Annotated in this window: 14 protein-coding genes; 3 read left to right on the top strand and 11 right to left on the bottom strand. The window is 66.3% G+C overall.

What is annotated here, in order from left to right; all coding sequences use genetic code 11:
* Window positions 1-4: 4 nt before the first annotated feature.
* Entirely contained in the window at window positions 5-1570 is a 1566-nt protein-coding gene (locus ACWPN5_RS04030; RefSeq protein ID WP_492294381.1) for an ABC transporter substrate-binding protein, read from the bottom strand.
* 152 nt (window positions 1571-1722) lie between these two features.
* Between ACWPN5_RS04030 and ACWPN5_RS04025 the strand changes: the two genes are divergently transcribed.
* Window positions 1723-2676: a LysR family transcriptional regulator gene (locus tag ACWPN5_RS04025; RefSeq protein ID WP_492294379.1), complete on the top strand. Its 954-nt coding sequence runs from the start codon at window positions 1723-1725 to the stop codon at window positions 2674-2676.
* A gap of 115 nt (window positions 2677-2791) precedes the next feature.
* On the opposite strand, the gene ACWPN5_RS04020 is transcribed toward ACWPN5_RS04025, so the two are convergent.
* The 6 genes from ACWPN5_RS04020 to ACWPN5_RS03995 all read right to left on the bottom strand — a co-directional run bounded on the left by ACWPN5_RS04020 (window position 2792) and on the right by ACWPN5_RS03995 (window position 9811).
* On the bottom strand, window positions 2792-3841 hold the full coding sequence (locus ACWPN5_RS04020) for a formylglycine-generating enzyme family protein (RefSeq protein WP_492294377.1): 1050 nt from the start codon (window positions 3839-3841) through the stop codon (window positions 2792-2794).
* A 74-nt stretch (window positions 3842-3915) separates the two neighbouring features.
* Complete coding sequence (locus tag ACWPN5_RS04015) at window positions 3916-5625, bottom strand: arylsulfatase (protein WP_492294375.1); 1710 nt, start codon at window positions 5623-5625, stop codon at window positions 3916-3918.
* Window positions 5626-5743: 118 nt separating this feature from the next.
* A complete protein-coding gene (locus ACWPN5_RS04010; protein ID WP_492294373.1) occupies window positions 5744-6634 on the bottom strand; it encodes an HpcH/HpaI aldolase/citrate lyase family protein in 891 nt (296 codons plus the stop codon).
* A gap of 42 nt (window positions 6635-6676) precedes the next feature.
* Window positions 6677-7948 (bottom strand): metal-dependent hydrolase family protein, encoded by a 1272-nt coding sequence (locus ACWPN5_RS04005; RefSeq protein WP_492294371.1) that lies wholly within the window; start codon window positions 7946-7948, stop codon window positions 6677-6679.
* Between the two features lie 174 nt (window positions 7949-8122).
* On the bottom strand, window positions 8123-8887 hold the full coding sequence (locus ACWPN5_RS04000; RefSeq protein WP_145682186.1) for an alpha/beta fold hydrolase: 765 nt from the start codon (window positions 8885-8887) through the stop codon (window positions 8123-8125).
* A gap of 42 nt (window positions 8888-8929) precedes the next feature.
* Window positions 8930-9811: a fumarylacetoacetate hydrolase family protein gene (locus ACWPN5_RS03995; protein WP_492294369.1), complete on the bottom strand. Its 882-nt coding sequence runs from the start codon at window positions 9809-9811 to the stop codon at window positions 8930-8932.
* Window positions 9812-9922: 111 nt separating this feature from the next.
* On the opposite strand from ACWPN5_RS03995, the gene ACWPN5_RS03990 reads away from it, so the two are divergent.
* Window positions 9923-10762, top strand: coding sequence for a FadR/GntR family transcriptional regulator (locus tag ACWPN5_RS03990; RefSeq protein ID WP_492294367.1), 840 nt, complete (start codon window positions 9923-9925; stop codon window positions 10760-10762).
* 268 nt (window positions 10763-11030) lie between these two features.
* Here ACWPN5_RS03990 and ACWPN5_RS03985 read toward each other — a convergent pair whose 3' ends face one another.
* The 3 genes from ACWPN5_RS03985 to ACWPN5_RS03975 are packed head-to-tail and all read right to left on the bottom strand — an operon-like array spanning window position 11031 to window position 16815.
* Entirely contained in the window at window positions 11031-11450 is a 420-nt protein-coding gene (locus ACWPN5_RS03985) for a response regulator (protein WP_145682189.1), read from the bottom strand.
* A 30-nt stretch (window positions 11451-11480) separates the two neighbouring features.
* On the bottom strand, window positions 11481-15176 hold the full coding sequence (locus ACWPN5_RS03980) for a hybrid sensor histidine kinase/response regulator (RefSeq protein WP_492294365.1): 3696 nt from the start codon (window positions 15174-15176) through the stop codon (window positions 11481-11483).
* A 28-nt stretch (window positions 15177-15204) separates the two neighbouring features.
* Entirely contained in the window at window positions 15205-16815 is a 1611-nt protein-coding gene (locus ACWPN5_RS03975; protein ID WP_492294363.1) for an ABC transporter substrate-binding protein, read from the bottom strand.
* Window positions 16816-17387: 572 nt separating this feature from the next.
* Here ACWPN5_RS03975 and ACWPN5_RS03970 point away from each other — a divergent pair.
* Entirely contained in the window at window positions 17388-18509 is a 1122-nt protein-coding gene (locus tag ACWPN5_RS03970; protein ID WP_200477045.1) for a hypothetical protein, read from the top strand.
* Window positions 18510-18514: 5 nt separating this feature from the next.
* Here the strand turns inward: ACWPN5_RS03970 and ACWPN5_RS03965 are convergent, their stop codons facing one another.
* The gene (locus tag ACWPN5_RS03965) at window positions 18515-19639 is read right to left on the bottom strand and encodes an AI-2E family transporter (RefSeq protein WP_145682192.1); all 1125 of its coding nucleotides are present in this window, start codon (window positions 19637-19639) and stop codon (window positions 18515-18517) included.
* Between the last annotated feature and the right edge of the window lie 44 nt (window positions 19640-19683).

Raw genomic sequence — 19683 nt, 5'->3', positions numbered from 1 at the left:
GCGCTTACGAAAGCCAGACCTGATCGGAGAACCGGAAGCCGGAGAAGTTTCCGATCTGGTTGGGTGTAAGCCCCTGGATGCGGCTTGAGACACCGTCGAGATAGCTCAGGAAGACCGGCATCGTCACCGCACCGCAGTTGTGCAGGATCTCCTGGATCTCATGGTACATGGCGATGCGCTTGTCCACATCCAGAGTGGCCCGAACGCCGTCGATCAGAGAGTCCAGGCGCGGGTTGCCGTAATGGGAGAAGTTCCACTGCGAGCCGCTCTTCCAGGTCACGTTGAGCAGCAGATGCGGCGTCGGACGGGGGAAGAAGTTGGTTGCGAAGAAGCGGCGCTTGCCGGCGACGGCGGTCCAGTAGCTCTCCGACGGCTCGCGCCGCAAGGTCAGGTTCAGGCCCGCCTGGGCGGCGGAGCGCTGCAGAAGCTGGGCGATTTCGACGCTGTAGACCACGCCGTCGCTGACCGAGAGTTCGAGCGGGGTCCGCCCGATTCCCGATTTCTTCAGGTAATGCTTGGCTTTGTCGAGATCCAGTCCGCGCTGTGGCAGGTTGGCGTTGTAATAGGGGCTCATCTTGCCGACCGGATGGTCATTGGCGACGGAGCCGTGGCCCTTGAGCACGGTCTCGACGATCTTCGGGCGGTCGAACATGTTGGCGATGGCCAGCCCGAGGTTCGGATCGAAGTTGGTGGCCGCATCGAACTGATAGCCGGCGTAGCGGGTGCTCGGCGTCTCGAAGATCTTGGTGGACGGGTTCGCCGCGACTTGATCGATGCCCGCGCCTTTCAGGTCCGCGGCCATGTCGATGTCGCCGGACAGCAAGGCGCTGACCCGTGCGTTGGCGTCGGTGATCGAGATCATCTCGATCTCGTCCAGGTAAGGCTGGCCGTCCTTCCAGAAATTGGTGTTGCGGGTCAGCACGGTGCGGATGCCGGGCTGGAACTCCGCCATGACGAAGGGGCCGGTGCCGACCGGCTTGGAAAAATCCTCCGTGCCGTCCTTCACCACGCAGAACTGCAGCAGGCCGAGCAGAACGGGCAACTCGACGTCCGCCTCAGCCAAGCGGACCAGAATGGTGTCGTCACCTTCCGTGGTCACCGCGGCGATGTTGGCGACCAGGGGCTTCGCCGACGAGGCCTTGGCTTCGTTCTTGTGGCGCATGATGGAGAACGCTATGTCCTGAAGCGACAGGGGCTGGCCATCGCTGAATTCCACCCCCTTGCGGATCTTGAAGCGCCATTCGGTGGCCGACGGGTTCGCTTCCCAAGACAAGGCCAGTTCCGGTTGCGCCTGGCCTGAGCCATCGACGCGGGTCAGCGTGTTGAAGACGGCGGACCCGCGGATGTAGTCGTTGGCGTTGGTGAAACGCGCGCTGTCGAAGGTGTCGTTGGTGCTCTGCTGGGCAAGGGCCAGCCGGACGCGGCCACCCTTCTTCGGCACCATCGCGGAGGGGCTGTTCGCTGTCCCGGCCGCCTGGGCGATGACGGGAATCCCCCCGAGCACGGCGGTCCCCATAGCGGTTCCGAACAAGGTGTGGAAATCACGCCGGCTGATTTTTGAAAAATTCATTCTCTGCTCTCCCTGTTACTTCCTCCGTGTATGGAGCACGGCGACAGGCCTGGGAAGCGAGTTCGTAACAGACTGATAATAAATGGTTTGTTTGCTTTTGCGGGGTGCGGTATACCGGCGGCATGGGGGTAATCATAACCAGGACGCATGATATGAAGCGGGTTTTGCCGCCGACGAACCTCTTCCTGGCTTTTGAGGCGGCTGCGCGGCACCGGAATTTTTCGCGCGCCGCGGAAGAACTGGGAATTAGCCAGCCTGCGGTCAGCCGGGCGGTGGCGTCCCTGGAGGAGGCCATCGGTGTGAAGCTGTTCCTGCGGTCAGGCCCCAGCGTGCGTCTGACCACGCGCGGCGCCGAGCTGAGCGGGTTGATGTCCAACAGCTTCGACGCCATCGAAAAACTGATTGCGTCGTGGAAGGACAAGGAGAGCGGGCGGAAGCCGGTGCTCTTGTCCATCTCTTCATCGATGGCGGCACATTGGCTGATTCCGCGGCTGTTTGACTTCCGGCTGGCGTTCCCCGACGTGGACCTGCGCTTCGAGCTGATCGCCGGAGGTGTCGGGCAGAGTCCGGTTCGGGCTGATCTGGGCTTGCGCCGCTTTCCAGAAACGTCCAAGGCTCCTCCGGAGAGCCACTTCCTGGATGAGATCATCCAGCCGGTGGCCGCGTTGGACTACATAAAGCGCATGGGAACGCTCGATCAGCCGCGGCGCAACCGGACGCACACCTTGATCACCCTCAGCGATCACTGGTGCGACTGGGAAACGTTCGCCCGCCTCGCTGGCTTGGAATTGCCTCCGAACCACAAGACGATGGTTTTCTCCGATTATTCGGTGGCGCTTCAGTCGGCCTTGAACGGGCAAGGGATCGTCCTGGGATGGCTGTCGGTGACGTCCCGATTGCTTCGCTACCGCTCGCTTCTGGCGGCGTCGGACAGGGGGTTCAACACCCGCGCGACATTCAACTTCATACTGGGCGATCAAACGCCGGTGGGTGGTGTTGTGGGAGAGGTGCGTGAGTGGTTGTGCGCAGAGGTTGGGAAGGACGTGGCGAAGATCGGTAAAGGGGGACGGCTGCACTCCTTCGAGTGCCATGTTCTGGTTTCCTGACGGGAGATCCATGCGGGAGTTTGAACCGCGCCTGTTTTTTCGGACGCTATGAGGGCTGAGACAGACCAATCAAACCTGTCTCCACCAGCCGGCGGCTCACGTCCATGGGCCGCCGCTACCTCGTGTTCAGCACCGTCCGGAACCCGAGATGGCTTGCTCCGAGGCCGACCTCCTGCGGATGGCGTGACGCCGGCCGGTAGCGCTGGCAGAAGTTCTGCGCGCAGAGGAAGGAGCCTCCTTTGATCACCCGGCTGGGGACCCCCGGCTGTCGGGGATCGTAACTGTCCTCCTGCCGGGGACCGGTCGGGTTGACGTCGCCCAGACCGTCATGCCGCGGCCGATACCAATCCGACGTCCATTCCCAGACATTGCCGATCATATCCCGCAGCCCGTAACCGTTCGCCGTGAAGCAGCCCACGGGGGCGGTCGCCAGATAGCCGTCGCCCCGCGTGTTCTGGATCGGAAAAACCCCCTGCCATGTGTTGGCCATCGCCACGCCCTGAGGAGTGAACTCGCCGCCCCAGGCGTAGGGCGCGCCATCCAGCCCGCCCCGGGCCGCGTGTTCCCACTGCGCCTCGGTGGGAAGTTCCCGGCCGAGCCATCGCGCATACGCGACGGCATCGTTGTGCGTGACATGCACCACGGGATGGTTCTCGCGGCCCCCGATGTCGCTGCCGGGGCCCTCCGGATGGCGCCAGTTCGCTTCGGGAACCAAGTGCCACCATGTGTCGCTCCTCCCGGCCTGGGAGGTCGGATCGACGAAGACCACGGAACCGGAGGACCGGCCCGCACCGGCGCCGGTTCCGTCGACGACGCGTTCCGCCTCGGTGACATACCCCGTCGCTTCGACGAACCGGCGGAACTGGGCGTTCGTGACTTCGGTCCGGTCCATCCAGAAGCCATCGACGCTCACCCGCGTCACCGGCCCTTCCTCGCGGTAATGCTGGTCGGAGCCAATCCGGGTATCGCCCCCCGGAATCCACACCATGCCGGGAGGCGCCTCCTTCGTGCCGGGGGGCGCGGCCAAACCGTCGCACAGCGTGTCCTGCGCGACGTTCGGCATGGCTGGGGCCTGGGCGGGCCAGGCGAACATCGCCAGTCCGGCGGCGGCACCAACTCCGGCCGTCACGAGCGCCGTGATGAAGACCGTGCTTTTACTGGCCATGGGTTCGTCTTTCCTTGCGATCGGCCGCATTCCAGCCGCGTCCCGGTCATGCCCGGCCGCCGCTGTCGCATCGCTTACCACTCAAGCTCCTGGTAGTAGCGCGTGCCATTGCTGTACTGAAGCTGGCCGGCGATCTTCTCATCGAAGATCACACCGTTCTTCTCCCGATACTCATCCCAGGAGGCCATCATTTCCTTGGCCTTTTCCGGTTGGGCATCGACGAGGTTGCGGGTCTCGCCGGGATCATCGGCAAGATTGAAAAGCTCCCACCCGCCGGTTCCCCAGGGCTGGTTCACCCAGACCAGCTTCCAGTCACCCTTCTTGACGGAGGCACGCCCGAACAGCTCCATTCCCAACGCGTGATCCTTCGGGTGGGCGCGATCGGACCGGCCGTTCAGATAAGGCCAGAGGGAGGTTCCCTGCATGGGATGGACGGCGCGCCCCTTGTGGCTGTTTCCAGGGTGCTTGACCCCGGCGGCCTCAAGAAAGGTCGGCGCCAGATCCATCACCGAGGCGATCTGGCCGTCGATCTTTCCGCGATGCGCCAGTTTGGGGTACGAGATGATGGTCGGCGAACGCACGCCGCCCTCGGTCGGGAACGCCTTGAACAGGCGGAAGGGGGCGGCGCTCACATGACCCCACCCCGGCCCATAGCCGACGTAGGAGCCCGGACGCCCGATGTTGTCCAGGCTGTTGTCGAAGGTTTCCTCGACCCACGCTGCAGGGACCAAGTCCAGAATGTCGTTCCCCTCGGCGCCGTTGTCGGACAGGAAGACGATGATGGTGTTGTCGTACGCGCCGATCTCCTTCAGGTAGGACACCAGCCTGCCGATGTTCTGGTCCAGGGAATTGACCATGGCCGCGTAAACCGCCATCCGGCGCGCTTCGACATCCTTCTGCTGCGGGGAAAGCTGCTCCCATTTCGGCCAGAGGGCGGGCGGCTCGGACGGCGTCATGCTTGCCGGAATTAGCCCAGCCGCCTGCATGCGCTTGAAGCGTTCGTTCCGAATGGCCTCGTATCCCGCCTTGTACGTGTCCTTGTACTTCTCGATGAGGTGGTCGGGCGCCTGCAATGGGAAGTGCGGCGCCGTGTAGGCCGCATAGGCAAAGAAGGGCTTTCCATCGGCCTTGTTGCTGCCGATGTATTCGATGACCTTGTCCGTGTAGAAATTCGTCGTGTAGTTGATCTTCGGCAGGTCGACCGGCTTGCCGTTCTCGCGGTAGCGTGCCTTGGTCGTTCCCTTGCCGTCAGGCGGCGGCGCGTTGCCGGTCTGGTCGAAGAAACCCGCCCCGCCCTGGAGCATGGCGTAGGACCGATCGAAGCCGCGCGCCGGAGGGCTGAGTTCCTCCGTCATGCCCAGATGCCACTTGCCGGCCATGTAGGTGTGATAGCCCGCATCGCGCAGCAGTTCCGGGAACGGGACGACGTTGGTGCCGAGGGTGCCCTCGTAGCCCGCCTTTCCTTTCTGCTCGGGCGTCGGCAGTTCCGCCATCGTCCCCAGCCCGGCCACATGGTTGTCGGTGCCGGCCATCAGCATGGCCCGCGTCGGCGAACAGGCCGGCGACACATGGAAGTTGGTCAGTTGGAGACCGGAGCGCGCCAAGGCGTCGAGATTGGGCGTCTGGATCTCGCCTCCGAACGCACCAATGTCCGAATAGCCCAAATCGTCGGCAAGGATCAGCAGGATGTTGGGACGGTTGCCGCTCCCTGACGGGCCGGCACCCGTCCGGACGTCCGCCGCCATGGATGGGCCCGCCAGAACGGCGCCGGCGGTCGCCGCCACGATGGCTACCAGCGCCAGCCTCGTCCGGAATGATGCGTGTCTGCGCATTGCCTTTCCCCCCTCTTTCTGTTTTTAAAAGTCCGCCTTTGCAGGCCGGCTCCAGCCAAACGCAAGGCCGTCAGGCGGCATCACCCTGCCGCCTCGATGTGGAGGCGCGTTCGGCAGCCTGCGCGCGGGCCAGTGTGCGTCGCATGGCGAGCACGATGGGGCGCTCGACCATTTTCCCGTCGACTTGGATGACGCCGTCCGGGGCGTCCTTCCAGGCCGTGACGATCCGTTCGGCGTCGGCGACCTCGTCCGGTGTCGGTGTGTAGGCGCCGTTGATGGTGGGAACCTGGCCCGGATGGATGGCCATCTTCGCCGTGAAGCCCAGTGTCAGGGCGCGCTGCGCCTCGGCGCGGCACCCGTCGGCGTCGCGCACCGCGACGAAGGGCATGTCGATGGCCGGAATGCCAGCCCGCGCGGCGGCGTGGACGACCCGCGATCGACCGTACAGAAGCCCATCCCAGGACGCCGGGACGCCGAGTTCCGCAGCCAGATCCAAGCCTCCGAACATCACGGCGCTCACCCGGCGGGACGCGGCCGTGATGGCGGCGGCCTGATCGATCCCACGCAGCGTCTCGATCTGAGCCACCAGGCGAAGATCGAGCCCCGCCTCGGTCAGCAACTGGTCAAGCCAGCAGACCTCCTCGGGCGAGTTGATCTTGGGGACGACCACGGTGCCACCCATGGGGCGCGCCTCGATGAGGGCGAGCGCATCGCGCATCCCCGCCACGCTGCGCGGCGTGTTGATGCGTATCACGCGGTCGGGACCGCCACCGCCGTCACCTTTGGCGCCCTCCGCCAGGAAGCGCATGGCCGCGGCACGGGCATCCTGCTTGTGAGCCGGCGCCACGGCGTCCTCCAGATCCACGCAGACCGCATCGGCGCCGGCGGCGAGCGCCTTGTCGAAGCGGTCGGGCCGCGATGCCGGGACAAACAGCACGCTGCGCCAGCCGAGATCGTCCATCGCGCGTTCCCCCTCCTTTTCTTGGCCGGGTCGGGATTGGTTTCAGGCGCGTTCGCACGGGGCGAGGGCTTCCGGCGCCTTGTGGAAGACGCCATCCTTCATGATCGCCAGGAGGCGCTTGCGGTCCTGCAGGATGGTGACGTCCGCGAGAGGATCGCCGTCGACCAGCAGGAGGTCGGCCAGACAGCCTTCCCGGATCATCCCCAGCTCGTCGCCCATGCCCATGATCTGCCCGGCGGACCGGGTCGCGGACATCAGGGCCTCCATCGGCGTGAAGCCGAGCAGGTTCACGAAGATCTCGAGATCGCGGGCGTTCGTGCCGTGCGGTTGCCAGGCGAACCCGTAGTCGCCGCCGGGGAGAACCCGGATGCCGCGCTTGTGCATCTTCCTCATGCTGTCGACGGCGATCTCCAGCTCGCGTTCGTACTGCTGCGACAGCGGCGACCCGGGGGCGATGCCGTACGCGCCCGCTTCCCGGGCGGTGGTGAGCAGCCACGCCAGACCGGGCGCCACGAAGTGCCGCTCCTTCACCGCTTCCAGCATGTCGAGGGCTTCCTCGTCCGCGTAGGAGGCGTGGAAGATGCCTTCGATGCCGAACTCGACGCACAGCTTGACCGATTTGGAGGAGCGCGCGTGCGCGCACAGGGTCTTCCCATGCATCTTGGCTTCGCTCACCGCCACGGCGATCTCTTCGCGCGCCATCGGCGTCACCTCGGCCCCGACCCCGGTGATCTCCTCGCCCGACAGGTTCAGCTTGATGTTGTCGACGCCGTATTTGATGAACTTGCGGACGGCGCGGCGGACCTCCTCCGGCCCGGACACGATCATGCCGAAATTCAGGCCCTCATGCTCGATGTGCGGCGGCGACGTGTCGCCAAGCCCGCCGGGCGTGGCGATCTCCTGGCCCGCCGCGCGGTACCGCGGCCCGGGAATCTGGCCCGCGTTGATCGCGTTGCGGATGACCACGTCCAGACGGGGCTTGGCAGCGGCGGCGCCGAAGCCCGCCGTGAAGCCGGCGTCCAGCACCAGCTTGGCCATGTCGGCGGCGAAGAGGACATGCTCTTCCGGTGGCATCTGCTGAATGGCCGCGAGCGTGGGCTGGTTGTTCCACGACAGGTGCAGGTGCGAGTTGATGAGGCCCGGCATCAGCGTGGCGCCGCCGCCGTCCACATGGCGGTGCGCGTCGCGGGAGATCGCCCCTTCCTGCCTGGAAATCTCGGCGATGCGGTTGCCTTGGACCAGCACTTCGCCGGCGAAAGGCTGCTCGCCGGTGCTGTCGAGGACGCGCACGTCGGTGAAGAGAGTCGTTTGCATCGTTTCCTCCTGATCGATCGGGAATGCCGGTTTGCCGGCTTATTGTCTCGTTCGTGCTTCGGACGGGCTTTGCCGGGACCGTGGCTCAGCCCTCCGACCGACACCGCCGCTTTTGCGATTGGCCGCGTCCGCGAAGGGAACGCGTCACGGCGGTGCGTTTTTTCCGCAAGCTGCTCAGGCGACGGAGAACAGGAAATTGACCAGCGCTTCGTTGACCGCCGCCGGACGCTCGAACGTCGTCCAATGGCCGCAGCGATCGAGAATGCGCAACTTCGATCCCGGGATCTTCGACGCCAGGGTCCGCACGGCCGGGGGTGGCGCCGTGCCGTCCTCGTCGCCCGTGATGAGCAGCGTCGGGCAGGCGATCCGCGCCACCTCGGCGGGCTCGGCGGCGGCCAAGGCCTCGCAGGTGCGGGCATAGCCTTCCGGGTCCTGGCGCATCAGGATCTCGCGGACGAACGCCGCCACCTCCGGCCGGTTGGCCTTGGTATCGGCCGAGGTGCCGCCCTGGACGACCGCATCGGCGATCCCGACCATGCCTTCGGCGCGCGCCTTGGCGGCGCGGTCGCGGAGAGCCGGACGGGCGGCCTCGGGCGGCGCGTGAAGCGGCCCGATCAACGACAGGCTGCGCACCCGCTCCGGCTGGCGGACGGCAAGATGCTGGCACACGACGGTGCCGAGCGAATGGCCGACCACATGGGCGCGCTCGATGCCGCGGCTGTCGAGGACCGCCACGACCGCATCGATGAAGCCGGAAATCGAGACGTCGTCGGTGACGGCGCTTCGCCCGGAACCGGGAAGGTCGAAGCGCACGCATTGGAAGAACCGCGACAACGCGCCGACCTGCGGGGTGAACACGTTGGAGGTGCCGCCCAGGCCATGGACCAGGATCACGGGGTCGCCCGCGCCGTGGACCTCGACAGCCAGATGCTGTGCCATAAGGTGTTTCCCTTGTTGCCGTTGCAGAATGGTCGCCCGTGCTCAGTCGAGCACGTTGCTGAGCCGGCCGAGCCCGTCGATCTCGATCGTCACGCGGTCGCCCGGCTTCAGGAACTTCGGCGGGTTGAAGCCGATGCCGACCCCGGCCGGCGTGCCGGTGGCGATGATGTCGCCGGGGTACAGCGTGATTCCGGCCGACAGGGTCTCGATCATGGTCGGAATGTCGAAGATCAGATCGCGCGTGTTGGCGTTCTGGCGCAGCTCGTCGTTCACCCAGCAGCGCAGCCCCAGATTGGCCGCGTCGACCTCGTCGGCCGTCGCCAGCCAGGGACCCATCGGGCAGAAGGTGTCGAAACTCTTGCCCAGGAACCACTGCTTGTGGCGCGACTGCCAGTCACGCGCCGTCATGTCGTTGATGATGACGTAGCCGAAGACATGGTCGTAGGCGTCGGCCTTGGTGATCCCGCGGCCGCCCTTGCCAATGACCACGCCCAGTTCGGCCTCATAGTCGAGGCTGTCGCTGACCCCGTGCGGGTAACGGATTGGATCACCATTGGCGATCACCGTCTCCGGCGGCTTCGTGAAGTAGATCGGCGCGTCGGGGATTGCGTCGGCCGCCGCCTTCGACCCGGCATCGAAGCCGCTGCGGGTAAACTCGTGGGCGTGGTCGTGGTAGTTTTTGCCAACGCAGAAAATATTGCGGTCGGGGCGCGGGATCGGCGCGTCGACACGGACGTCGGCCAGCGGAATTCCTACGGAACCAAGCGTCATTTCGCCCTTGGCCGCGTCGTAACGGCGGATAAGGTCGAGCATGTCACGGACCGGCTCGCCGAGAACGGACTCGATCGGCGAAACCCGCTGCGTGTCCGGATCGATCACCCCGACCTTGCGGCGCCCGTCATGCTGGAAGGTGACAAATTTCATGCGCTGCCTCCGCTGATCCAATCATGAACCATTATTGGTCCCAATGCGGCGCTATCGGCGCCATGTGTGATCCAATATGGCGATCACGGCTCATGATTGGTCAAGAGGAAAATGCGCCACGCCCCTTTTTTCTGGATCGGTAGCGTCAACACGCCCGTTGAAATCCTAAGTTTGAGATTGCACGGCGGCTGCCGACGCGCCATATTGGATGAAGAATGGAGCAAGTATGCTGGTGGAACGGGTATGGACGCGTTGAATCTCAGGGATCGGGCTGCTTCCGGGGCGAGCGCGGTTGTTGCGTTGATCGAACAAGGCATCGCCGACGGAACCTGGGGTCCGGGCACCAAGCTGCCGACCGAGCGTGAGTTGGAGAAGCGCTTCAACGTTTCCCGCAACACGTTGCGCAAGAGTCTTCGCGTGCTTGAGGAGCAGGGCAAGATCGTCCGCCATGTGGGCCGCGGCTCGTTCGTCACGTCGGAGGCAACGGTGAAGGCCACGGCCGGGGATCAGAGCCTGACCAGCCGCATCATCGGCGCCAGCCCGGCGGAAGTCATGGAACTGCGCCTGATGGTCGAGCCGCAAGCGGCAGAGCTGGCCGCCGGGCGGGCCACCGCAGCGGATCTTCACCGGATGGAGGAATGCCTAGCCCATGCCGAACGCGCCCAGGACATTCCGGAGTTCGAACATTGGGACGGCATGCTGCACGTGGCGATCATCGGCGCGGCCAAGAACGGCTTGCTGGCGGATGTTTACGACGCAATCAACGCCATCCGAAACCAGCCGGAATGGGCGCGCCTGAAGGTGCGCAGTCTCACGCCGGCCCGGCGCGCCGTTTATGAGGAGCAGCACCGGCGCATCGTCAGCGCGCTCAAGGATCGTGACGGGGATCAGGCCCGTGCCGCCCTTCAGGAGCATCTGCTGCAAGTCCGGACGAATCTTCTGGGAAGCTGATGCCGAACCGCATTGGGAATGCTCGGCGGCAGTCAGGGTTGAAACCGGGCATGACAACGCTTTCCCCCACCTGCCACCGCCTACGGGGCCCCCGCGTCTCGTAGCAGCCCGTGATCCTTGGCCCGGTCCAACAGGTTCTTCACCGACGACCGGCCCCGGCGCAGTCCGCCGCACGGCGTGCGCTGCCCCATGCCCTGCGGCCGGCGCGGGATCCCATCGCGCGTAATGTCGGGTTCGGCGCGTTTGACAGGCCGGGATCAGGCTGGTTTCAGGTCAGCCATTGCGCCATTCCGACGTTGCTGGACACCACCGCGTCGATGCTGTCGCGCAGCTTGGCGAGGCTGATCGGTTTCACCAAATAGCCGTTGACGTTGTGTTCCTTGGCGAAGCGCACGGTGCTGAGGTCGGCATCGCCGGTCAGGAAGATCACCGGGGTTTTGTCCACGTCCTTGACCTTGATTCCCCGCACGCCCTGCAGGAATTGCTTCCCGTTCATCGGCGCCATGTGGATGTCGCAGAAGACGATGTCCGGACGTGTCCGCACCACCTCCATCAGCCCATCCTTGCCGTTTGAGGATTCCAGGATCGAACGCACCCCGATCTCCTTCAGCACCTTGCGGATCAGGCCACGGGTGAAGTTGTCGTCCTCGACGATGAGGATGCTCAGCTTCGAGTAATCTACCGCCATAATGGGCTGCCCTTGTTCAAGACGTCGGTTTCAAGACGTCGGTGCGGGACTGTGCGACGCCCGCATCGCGGCGGTCGCGGTGATCAGCTCGTCCAGGGTGGCGTCCAGCATGCTGGCGAGAAGCGCGGCGGTCTCCACGTCCCCGGCGTCCAGCAGGTCCTGGGTGTCGCCGGCCAGCCGCCCCAGCCGGGCCGCTCCGATCGACAGGGCCGCCCCCTTCAGCGTGTGGACCGCGTCGCGGGCCGGGCCGGCGGCTCCGGCCTCCAGCGCCGTCACGGCGGCCTGGATCAGCCCCGGCGCCATGCCCAGGAAATCACCGAGGAAGACCATGGCATCGGGATCGTCGCGGCCGAAATTCTGACCCAACTGGCCGAGGTCGAAGATCTGCGGGTCGATGTCGGCGTCCGCCCAGCTCGGCGCGGGCGGCGCTTCGGCCACCGCCATCGGCTCCGGCTTGGCGGGCGTCCGGCGGGCCGGCAGGCGCAGCGAGCGGGCCTGCGGCAGGAAGCGGTCCAGCGTTTCGGCCAGCAGCCGGGATTCGATGGGCTTCGTCAGATAGCCGTCCATCCCCGCCTCCAGGCAGCGCTGCTGCGTGCCCGGCAGGGCATCGGCGGTCAGCGCGACGATGGGCAGCCGGTCCACCGCACCGGCGCCCGCCCCCGTCCCGCTCAACGCCTCCGCCACCTCCCGCTCGCGGGCGCGGATGGCGTGGGTCAGGCCGAAGCCGTCCATCTCCGGCATGTGGAAGTCGGTCAGCAGCAGGCCATAGCGGCCCGGCCGCAGCATCTCCAGCGCGCGGGCGCCGTTGTCGGCCATTTCGATGGCGTAGCCGCGCTTGTTCAGCATGCGGCGGATCACCGTCTGGTTGATCGGGTTGTCCTCCGCCACCAGGATCAGGGCCCCGGCCACGATGGCGGTCTCGATGGGCGGCGGTTCCCAGCCGGTGGCGTCATGCTCCCGCGGTTCCGACCGCCGTTCCAGGCTGGCCCGGCCGAGCGCCGCCGCGATGGTCAGCCAGACCCTTCGCCGCCGCAGAGGCAGATTGACGGCGCACAGCAGCCCGATGCGGTCGGCTTCCGACATGGTGGAGGCCAGCGCCCGCGGCACCGCCAGGATGACCGCGGGGACCGGACCGGCGGCGAAGGCGGGGGACTGCACGATGGCGCGGCAGCAGGCGATGGCGGCTTCGGACCGGACCCCGCCGTTGACGAGCACCACCAGCCGCCCGGCGTCGCCGCCTCGGTTGGAAGTCGCCGCCGGACCGGAATGGGTGCCGGTCACCGCTTCAAGGCCCCCGTTCAGATCGTACCAGCCCAGCGGGTCGATGCCGGCGGCGGCCAGGATGCCTTGCAGCGCCCGGCGCCCGGCGCCGTCGAAGCCGATGGCCACCACGCGGGCGTCGTTCACCGCGACCGCCGGGGCCGTCGGTGTCCGGGGCTGCGGGCAGTCGGCGGTCGGGACGGCCACCGCGAAGGGCAATTCGAACCAGAAGGTGGACCCCTCGCCGAACACCGAGTCCACCCCGATGCCGCCCCCCATCATGGTGCACAGCTTGTGGCAGATCGTCAGCCCCAGCCCGGTGCCGCCGAAGCGGCGGGAGGTCGAGCTGTCGGCCTGCTGGAAGGGCTGGAACAGCTTGGCCCGCTGCTCCCCGGTCAGGCCGATCCCGCTGTCGGTCACGGCGAAGCGTAGCATCACCCCGCCATCCGCGGCACCATCCGTGCCGGACCGCGGCTCGGCGCTGACCGTCACGGCGACGCTGCCCCTCTCGGTGAACTTGACGGCGTTGCCCATCAGGTTGATGAGGATCTGGCGCACGCGCGTCGGGTCGCCGGTCAGCCGCTCGGGAACGCCCGGCCCGACGTCGACGGACAGCTGAAGCCCCTTTTCCTCGATGCGCCCGGCCACCAGCTCCGCCGACTCCTCGACCACCTCCAGGGGGGAGAAGGGGACGGATTCGATCTCCATCTTCCCCGCCTCGATCTTGGAGAAGTCGAGGATGTCGTTGATGATGATGAGGAGCGCCTGGGCCGACGACCGGATGACCCCCAGCATGCCGTGCTGTTCCTCGGTCAGGTCGGTCTGATCCAGCATCTCGGCCATCGCCGTCACGCCGTTCATCGGCGTGCGGATCTCGTGGCTCATCACCGCCAGGAAGGAGGACTTGGCCCGTGTCGCCTCCTCCGCCTGGTTCTTGGCCTCGTGCAGGGCGGTTTCCCGCTGGGCGATCTCGGTGACGAAATGCTGCACCGAGCGGGCCATCGCCCCGACCTCGTCCCGGCGTCCGGTGTCCACGATGGCGCCGGTCAGCGGGTTCCCGGCCAGATGGACCATCTGCCTTTGCAGGCGGTCCAGCGGGCGGGTGATCGAGCGGGCGGCGTAGAAGGCCCCGGCGATGGCCAGCAGCAGGCCGGCGGTGGCCCCGAGCACCAGGGCGGAGCGCAGGAAGGCCCCGATGGTTTCGGCGTTGCTGCGGAAGGTGTCGTTCAGCGCGCTGGCGCCCGACGCCATCTCCCTCGCGTCCGCGTCCATCTGGGCGATCATCAGATCCTGGACGCTCAGCCCTTCGCGCACCTTGTCCAGGCTGTCCCGCCAGCCGGCCACGGCGGACATCATGCCGCCGCGCACCAGCGGGGGCAGCGCGATCCGCTCGATCTGCTCCTCCACCGCCGCGCCGTCCGCGATCAGCGCGATGGTCGCGCCGATGTCCCGGTGACTCACCGCGTCGGCGGTGGCGTGCGCCAGCTTCAGCACGGCGATGGTCACGCCCTGCGCCTGCTGTTCGGTCTCGTTGGCCGACACGGCGTGGGCGGTGAGTTCGGTGACCTCGTTCAGCGTGGCGGCGTAGGCCGTGCCGTAGACGTTCAGGATCTGGTCGATGCGCTTTTCCAGCTCCTGCGCGCTGTCGCGGATGTCGCCGCCGTCCATCAACGCGCTGGACACCTGCGAGACCGCCGCGACGATCCGCTTCTGCCCCCGGCCCCCGCGCCCCTCCGCCTCGGCGGCCCGCTCCAGCGCCTCCTCCAGAGCGTCCGCGCTGTTGCTCAGGCGCAGCATCAGCACGCCGGTGTCGTGCGCGCCGGAATTGCCGGGTACGCCACCGCCTTGAGCCTGACCGTGCTCACGGGACAGCCGGGCCGCCTCGTGCCGCCACAGACCGGCCAGCGCGGCGTAGATGCTGCGGGCGTTGTCCAGCACGTCGCGGTGCAGGGTCAGGCGGCGGTCGGAGTCCGCCACCGTCTCGGCATAGCCGAGGTTGGCGAGGTTCTGGCGCTGGCGGGCGGCGTCGGTGATGTCGATCAGCCGGGCCGCCTGCTGGGCCATGGCGCCGATCAGGGCGTCGTTCCGCTCGGTGACCGCCTTCAGCTCCTCCATCTGCGTGGCGTAGCGGTCCAGAACGCGCCGCGTCTCGCTGACGGCGCTTTCCAGCGCCTCGTCCTCGGTGGCGTCGGCCAGGGCGTCCAGATGGCGGCGCGCCGCGCCGGTGTGGGCGTCGAATCGGACGGCCTGCGCCGCCCGCCGGCTGGCCGCGGTGTTCAGATAGTCGGAGCGCGCCGCCTCCGCCCCCAGAAGTTCGCGGTAGATCGTGCCGGCGGTGACCACCGAGCCATTGGCGCGGTCGGACTGCTGCAGCAGGAACCACGCGACGATGGCGATGGCCGCCGCCACCAGCACGGGCATGCCGCCGACCGCGGCGATCCGCTGGGCGATGTTGGTGCGGGTCATCACCACGCGCCGCCGCTCATACCGCCGCTCACTGGGCGAGATCGACGCGGTGGAACAGGTGCAGGCCGAAGGGATTCATCCGATAGCCCGTCACCTCCTCGCGCAGCACCATGAACACCATGGAGTGGGCCAGCGGCAGCCACGGCGCCTGATCCTTGAAGATCTCCTGCGCCCGATGGTAGAGGGCGGTGCGCTTGGCGACGTCGGTGGTCTGCTTGGCCTCGATGATGGCGTCGTCGAAGGAGCGGTCGCACCATTTGCCCATGTTGCCGCCGCCCTTGCGGGCTCCCTCGCAGCTCAGCAGCGTGTAGAGGAAATTGTCCGGGTCGCTGTTGTCGCCGGTCCAGCCGATCATGCCCAGCTGGTGGTCGCCGTTCATCAGCCGCTTCATGTAGACCGACCAGTCGTCGGTCACCAGGGTGGCCTTGACGCCGACCTGGGCCAGATCGTTGGCCATCATTTCCGCCGCCCGCTTGCCGGCGGGCATGTAGGGCCGGGCCACCGGCATGTGCCACAGCTCGATCTCGAAGCCGTTGGCGTAGCCGGCCTCGGCCAGGAGCTGGCTCGCCCCCTTGGGGTCGTAGGGGATGTCCGCGATGGCGTCGTTGTAGCCCCAGCTCGTCGGCGGCAACGGATTCTTCGCCGTGCGGCCGGTGTCGCCGTAGAGCGCGTCCACCAGCGTTTCCTTGTCGATGGCCATGCTGAGCGCCCGGCGCACCCGCACGTCGTCCAGCGGCTTCCGCTCCACGTTGAAGGTGAGGAAGGCGACGTTGTAGCCCTCCTGCCGCAGCAGGGTCAGCGACGGGCTGTTCCGGATCTTCGGCAGGTCGGTCAGGTTGGGATAGGGCATGACGTGGCATTCGCCGGCCTGCAGCCGGTTCAGCCGGACCGTGGCGTTGGGGGTGATGGCGAAGACCAGATTGTCCAGCGGCGGCCGCCCCGCCCAGTGCCCCTCGAACGCCTTGTACTGGAGCAGATTGTCCTTCTGGTAGGAGAGCAGCTGGAAAGCGCCGGTCCCCACCGGTTCCAGATCGAACAGCTCCGGCGTGCCGCGCTTGGCCATGGTGTCGGCGTATTCCGCCGAGGTGATGGCGGCGAAGACCATCGACAGGTTGGCCAGGAAGGGCGCCTGCGGCCGGTTGAGGGTGAAGCGCACCGTCAGGTCGTCCACCGCCTCGATCGACGTCAGGATCGCCCCCATGGAGAGGTCGTTGAAGTAGTTGTAGGCCCCGGTTCCGACCGAATGGTACGGGTGGTCCTTGCGCCATTGCCGGAAGAAGCTGAACAGCACGTCGGCGGAGGTCAGCGTGCGCGTCGGCGTGTAGCCGGGCCTGTCGTGGAAGCGCACGCCGGCCCGCAGCTTGAACGTGTAGACCGTGCCGTCGGGCGAGATGGTCCAGGACTCCGCCAGCGCGGGCACGATGCTCTTCGACTCCGCGTCGAAGCGCACCAGCGTGTCGTAGGCGTGCAGGATCGCGTCGAAACTGGTGTTGGTGCGGGCCAGCGCCGGGGCCAGATTGTCCGGGTTGCCTTCCGAACAGAAGACCAGCGTCGATGCCGCCTCGGCCTTTTGCAGCGTTCCGGCGCCCATCAGGGCCGTCACCGCCAGCAGGGGCGCGATCAGGAATGTCCTGGCCAACCGGGTCGCCCCGCTCTTCAACAAACCTGCTTTCACCGCGCCGCACTCCTTCAACCGATCACCTGCCCGAGCCCACACTTGGCTTGCGGAGATTAAAGCGAAAGAATGCATACTTGCAATTGTTGATATCTTTCAAAGGACAATCTTTAAGTTTCTCATGGGAAACAATGCTTCTTCGTCGAAACTTTCTGTAACGGCCCGAACCCATTGGGAGGGGGACAAGCGCGCCGGCGGCGGAGCGGGCCGACGCGCTTCGGGCATGGGTCGCAGCGTCGAACGGATTGACGCGATCGCCCACGCTCGGGGCACCGTCCTCCTCCAGCGCCGTTTTCGCCGAACGGCGGATGGATGATGCCCCGGGACATCTTCCGTCGCAAAAATGGTGGGATCGCGAACAAGTTTGATCCCGCCTGGAGGCAATTCCTCTTCCGCCCCTATCAGCGGGACATCACCATTCCGGAACGGCCGGGTTTCCGACTGGGGACGCCTTGCACGCAACGGGGATCGTTTCGCCCGAAACAGCCCCGTTGAGCCTGGGCCTTGCGGCACTTTGCATCGGAAGGATGAACAGCATGGCGGACCAGTCGGTCAAATTCTCCTACGAGTACGGGAATTACAAATATTTCGAGTTCGCCGGGGGCGGGAACAAGGTGGAGACCGAGTTTTCCTGGGACTCCCCGAAGACCGACCCGTCGGGAAAGCCGATGCCGAAAAAGGTCGTCGATCTGTTCAACAAGAATGTGCGCGAAGCCATTCAAGAGCTGATGAAGACTGAAGAAAAAACCGTCGCCGAAATCAAGAAGCAGATCCAAAGCTGGGACCAGAAGATTGCCAAGCACGAGATCGACGGCCGCAACCTGTTTTTGTTCATAAACACGATCAACGACACGATGGAGAAGCGGGCCGCGGACCGCTTCGGGGGGATCGTCGGCGGGATCGCGACGGTCATGAAGATGATCGTGAAGAAAGCCTTCGCCGGCCTGGATGCGGCCGTGCGCAAGATGCTCGAAGACATGAAGTGGAAAGTCTACGCCAAGACGGTGGGAAAGATCGCGCTCGCCCTGACGGCGACGGCCCTCGCGATCACGGCCACGGTGCTGACCGGCGGCGCGGCGCTGCCGTTGGTGGTGGCGGGCGCCAAGATCACGCTCGACGTGGTCAAGGAAGGCAAGGCGGCCTACGACAGCTTCAACGATGGCGCGGACGAGGTGGTGGCTCTGCAAAGCGCGGTGAAGAAACACCGGGCCAGCGCGCAGGAGTCGATGAAGGCGGTCGAGAGGGCCGAAAGCCGCCGCTACCTCATGGCGGACTCCGTGAACAAGCTGGAGCGGCAGCTCTTGGCCGCGGAGGCCAAATACGCGGACGTGGAGCGAATCCTCAACCAGAAGAAGATCGACGGGATCACCCTCACCGAGGATTCCTCCCTCCTGAGTCTGGCCAACAAGGTGAAGCGCTACAAGGATCTGATCGACCGCCTCACGCCTCTGCTGAACGCCGCCCGTGGCGACCTGAAGCGTCTCGACGCCCTGATCGACGGGGCTCGGCGGGCCTTCGACCCGTCCACCTACGAAGCGATTCCGAACGCCGACTGGAAAACGATCCTCAAGAAATACGCGGATGAGTACGGCACGACGGTCAAAGCCCTGGGCGACCTTGGCTCCAACATCGCAAACGTTGTCCAGAAGCTGGCCTGACCCGCCTATTCCACCACGGTGTCGTCTGGCTCGTTGCCCCCGCTCCACTCCCGGATGAGGCCGTAGGCCACGGCGAGCAGCGTCGGACCGAGGAAGATGCCGATCAGGCCGAACGCGACGAGGCCTCCGATGATGCCCAGGAAGATGATGATGAAGGGCAGATCGCTGCTTCGGCCGATCAGGATCGGGCGCAGGATGTTGTCGAGGCTGCCGACCAGCACGCCGACCCAGGCCACCAGGAAGATCGCCATGGCGGTGCGGCCCTGGCTGGCCAGCCAGATCGTGGCGGGCAACCAGATCAACGCCGGCCCCATCGGCACCAGCGTCAGGAAGAAGGTGATGAAGCCGAGGAGCAGGGCACCGGGAAGCCCCGCGATCCAGTAACCAAGCGTGGCGGCGATGGCTTGCACCAGCGCGGTGCCGAGCACGCCATGGACGACCCCGTTGATCGTTTCGGCGGCGACGTCGAGGGATTGCCGCGCGCGGGCGCCGGCGATCCGCCCCATGACGCTGTGCAACCGGCGCACGGCGGTGCGGCCGTCCCGATAGAGGAAGAAGGCGATCAGGACGCTCAGCGCGATCAGCGACGTCCCTGAGAGAAGATGCCCGCCGCTCGACAGAACCCAGGCGCGGATCTGGCCGACATAGGGCTGGAGCGTCGTGCGCAGATCGGCCTCGCCGCTCGACAGCACACCCCAGACCTCTTGCAGCCGGTCCCCGAGGATCGGGACGCCGGCCAGCCAGCCCGGCAAGGGCGGAAGTCCCCGGTTCATGGCGGCGTGAACCGCCTCGAAGCCCCGGACGACCGTCTCCGACAGCGTGGCTCCAAGCGCGACGAGCGGCCCGACGAGAACCACCATGATCATCAGCGTCATGATCGCCGCCGCCAGCGTCGTACGGCCGCCGAGCGACCGCTCGATTCGCCGATGCAGCGGCCAGGTGCTGAAGGACAGGATGATGGCCCAGAGGATCGCCGCGATGAAGGGTCGCAACACGACGAAGCAGCCGATCAGCAGGATCAGCATCATGGACAGGACGAGCGCCTTGCGGACATAGCCCATCTCGTACCGCTCCGGAGAGTCCGGGGCGGCGGCGTGCGGCATGAACCGGTCGTGGACGAAGTCGGCCATGGTGGTGCCCTCCTTCAGGACGCGGCCTTCGGGTCATCCACCCG

This window comes from Azospirillum sp. UENF 211521 (genome assembly GCF_058780535.1).
Note: the sequence above shows the minus strand (reverse complement) of the source record. Positions and strands in the feature narration are given on the sequence as shown.

Excerpts from the sequence above, each read along its gene's own strand:
- ACWPN5_RS04010 (WP_492294373.1), bottom strand. The coding sequence starts at position 6,634 with ATGGACGATCTCGGCTGGCGCAGCGTGCTGTTTGTCCCGGCATCGCGG.
- ACWPN5_RS04030 (WP_492294381.1), bottom strand. The coding sequence starts at position 1,570 with ATGAATTTTTCAAAAATCAGCCGGCGTGATTTCCACACCTTGTTCGGA.
- ACWPN5_RS03995 (WP_492294369.1), bottom strand. The coding sequence starts at position 9,811 with ATGAAATTTGTCACCTTCCAGCATGACGGGCGCCGCAAGGTCGGGGTG.
- ACWPN5_RS04000 (WP_145682186.1), bottom strand. The coding sequence starts at position 8,887 with ATGGCACAGCATCTGGCTGTCGAGGTCCACGGCGCGGGCGACCCCGTG.
- ACWPN5_RS03985 (WP_145682189.1), bottom strand. The coding sequence starts at position 11,450 with ATGGCGGTAGATTACTCGAAGCTGAGCATCCTCATCGTCGAGGACGAC.
- ACWPN5_RS04005 (WP_492294371.1), bottom strand. The coding sequence starts at position 7,948 with ATGCAAACGACTCTCTTCACCGACGTGCGCGTCCTCGACAGCACCGGC.
- ACWPN5_RS04025 (WP_492294379.1), top strand. The coding sequence starts at position 1,723 with ATGAAGCGGGTTTTGCCGCCGACGAACCTCTTCCTGGCTTTTGAGGCG.
- ACWPN5_RS04020 (WP_492294377.1), bottom strand. The coding sequence starts at position 3,841 with ATGGCCAGTAAAAGCACGGTCTTCATCACGGCGCTCGTGACGGCCGGA.
- ACWPN5_RS03970 (WP_200477045.1), top strand. The coding sequence starts at position 17,388 with ATGGCGGACCAGTCGGTCAAATTCTCCTACGAGTACGGGAATTACAAA.
- ACWPN5_RS03965 (WP_145682192.1), bottom strand. The coding sequence starts at position 19,639 with ATGGCCGACTTCGTCCACGACCGGTTCATGCCGCACGCCGCCGCCCCG.
- ACWPN5_RS03980 (WP_492294365.1), bottom strand. The coding sequence starts at position 15,176 with ATGACCCGCACCAACATCGCCCAGCGGATCGCCGCGGTCGGCGGCATG.
- ACWPN5_RS03990 (WP_492294367.1), top strand. The coding sequence starts at position 9,923 with ATGCGCCACGCCCCTTTTTTCTGGATCGGTAGCGTCAACACGCCCGTT.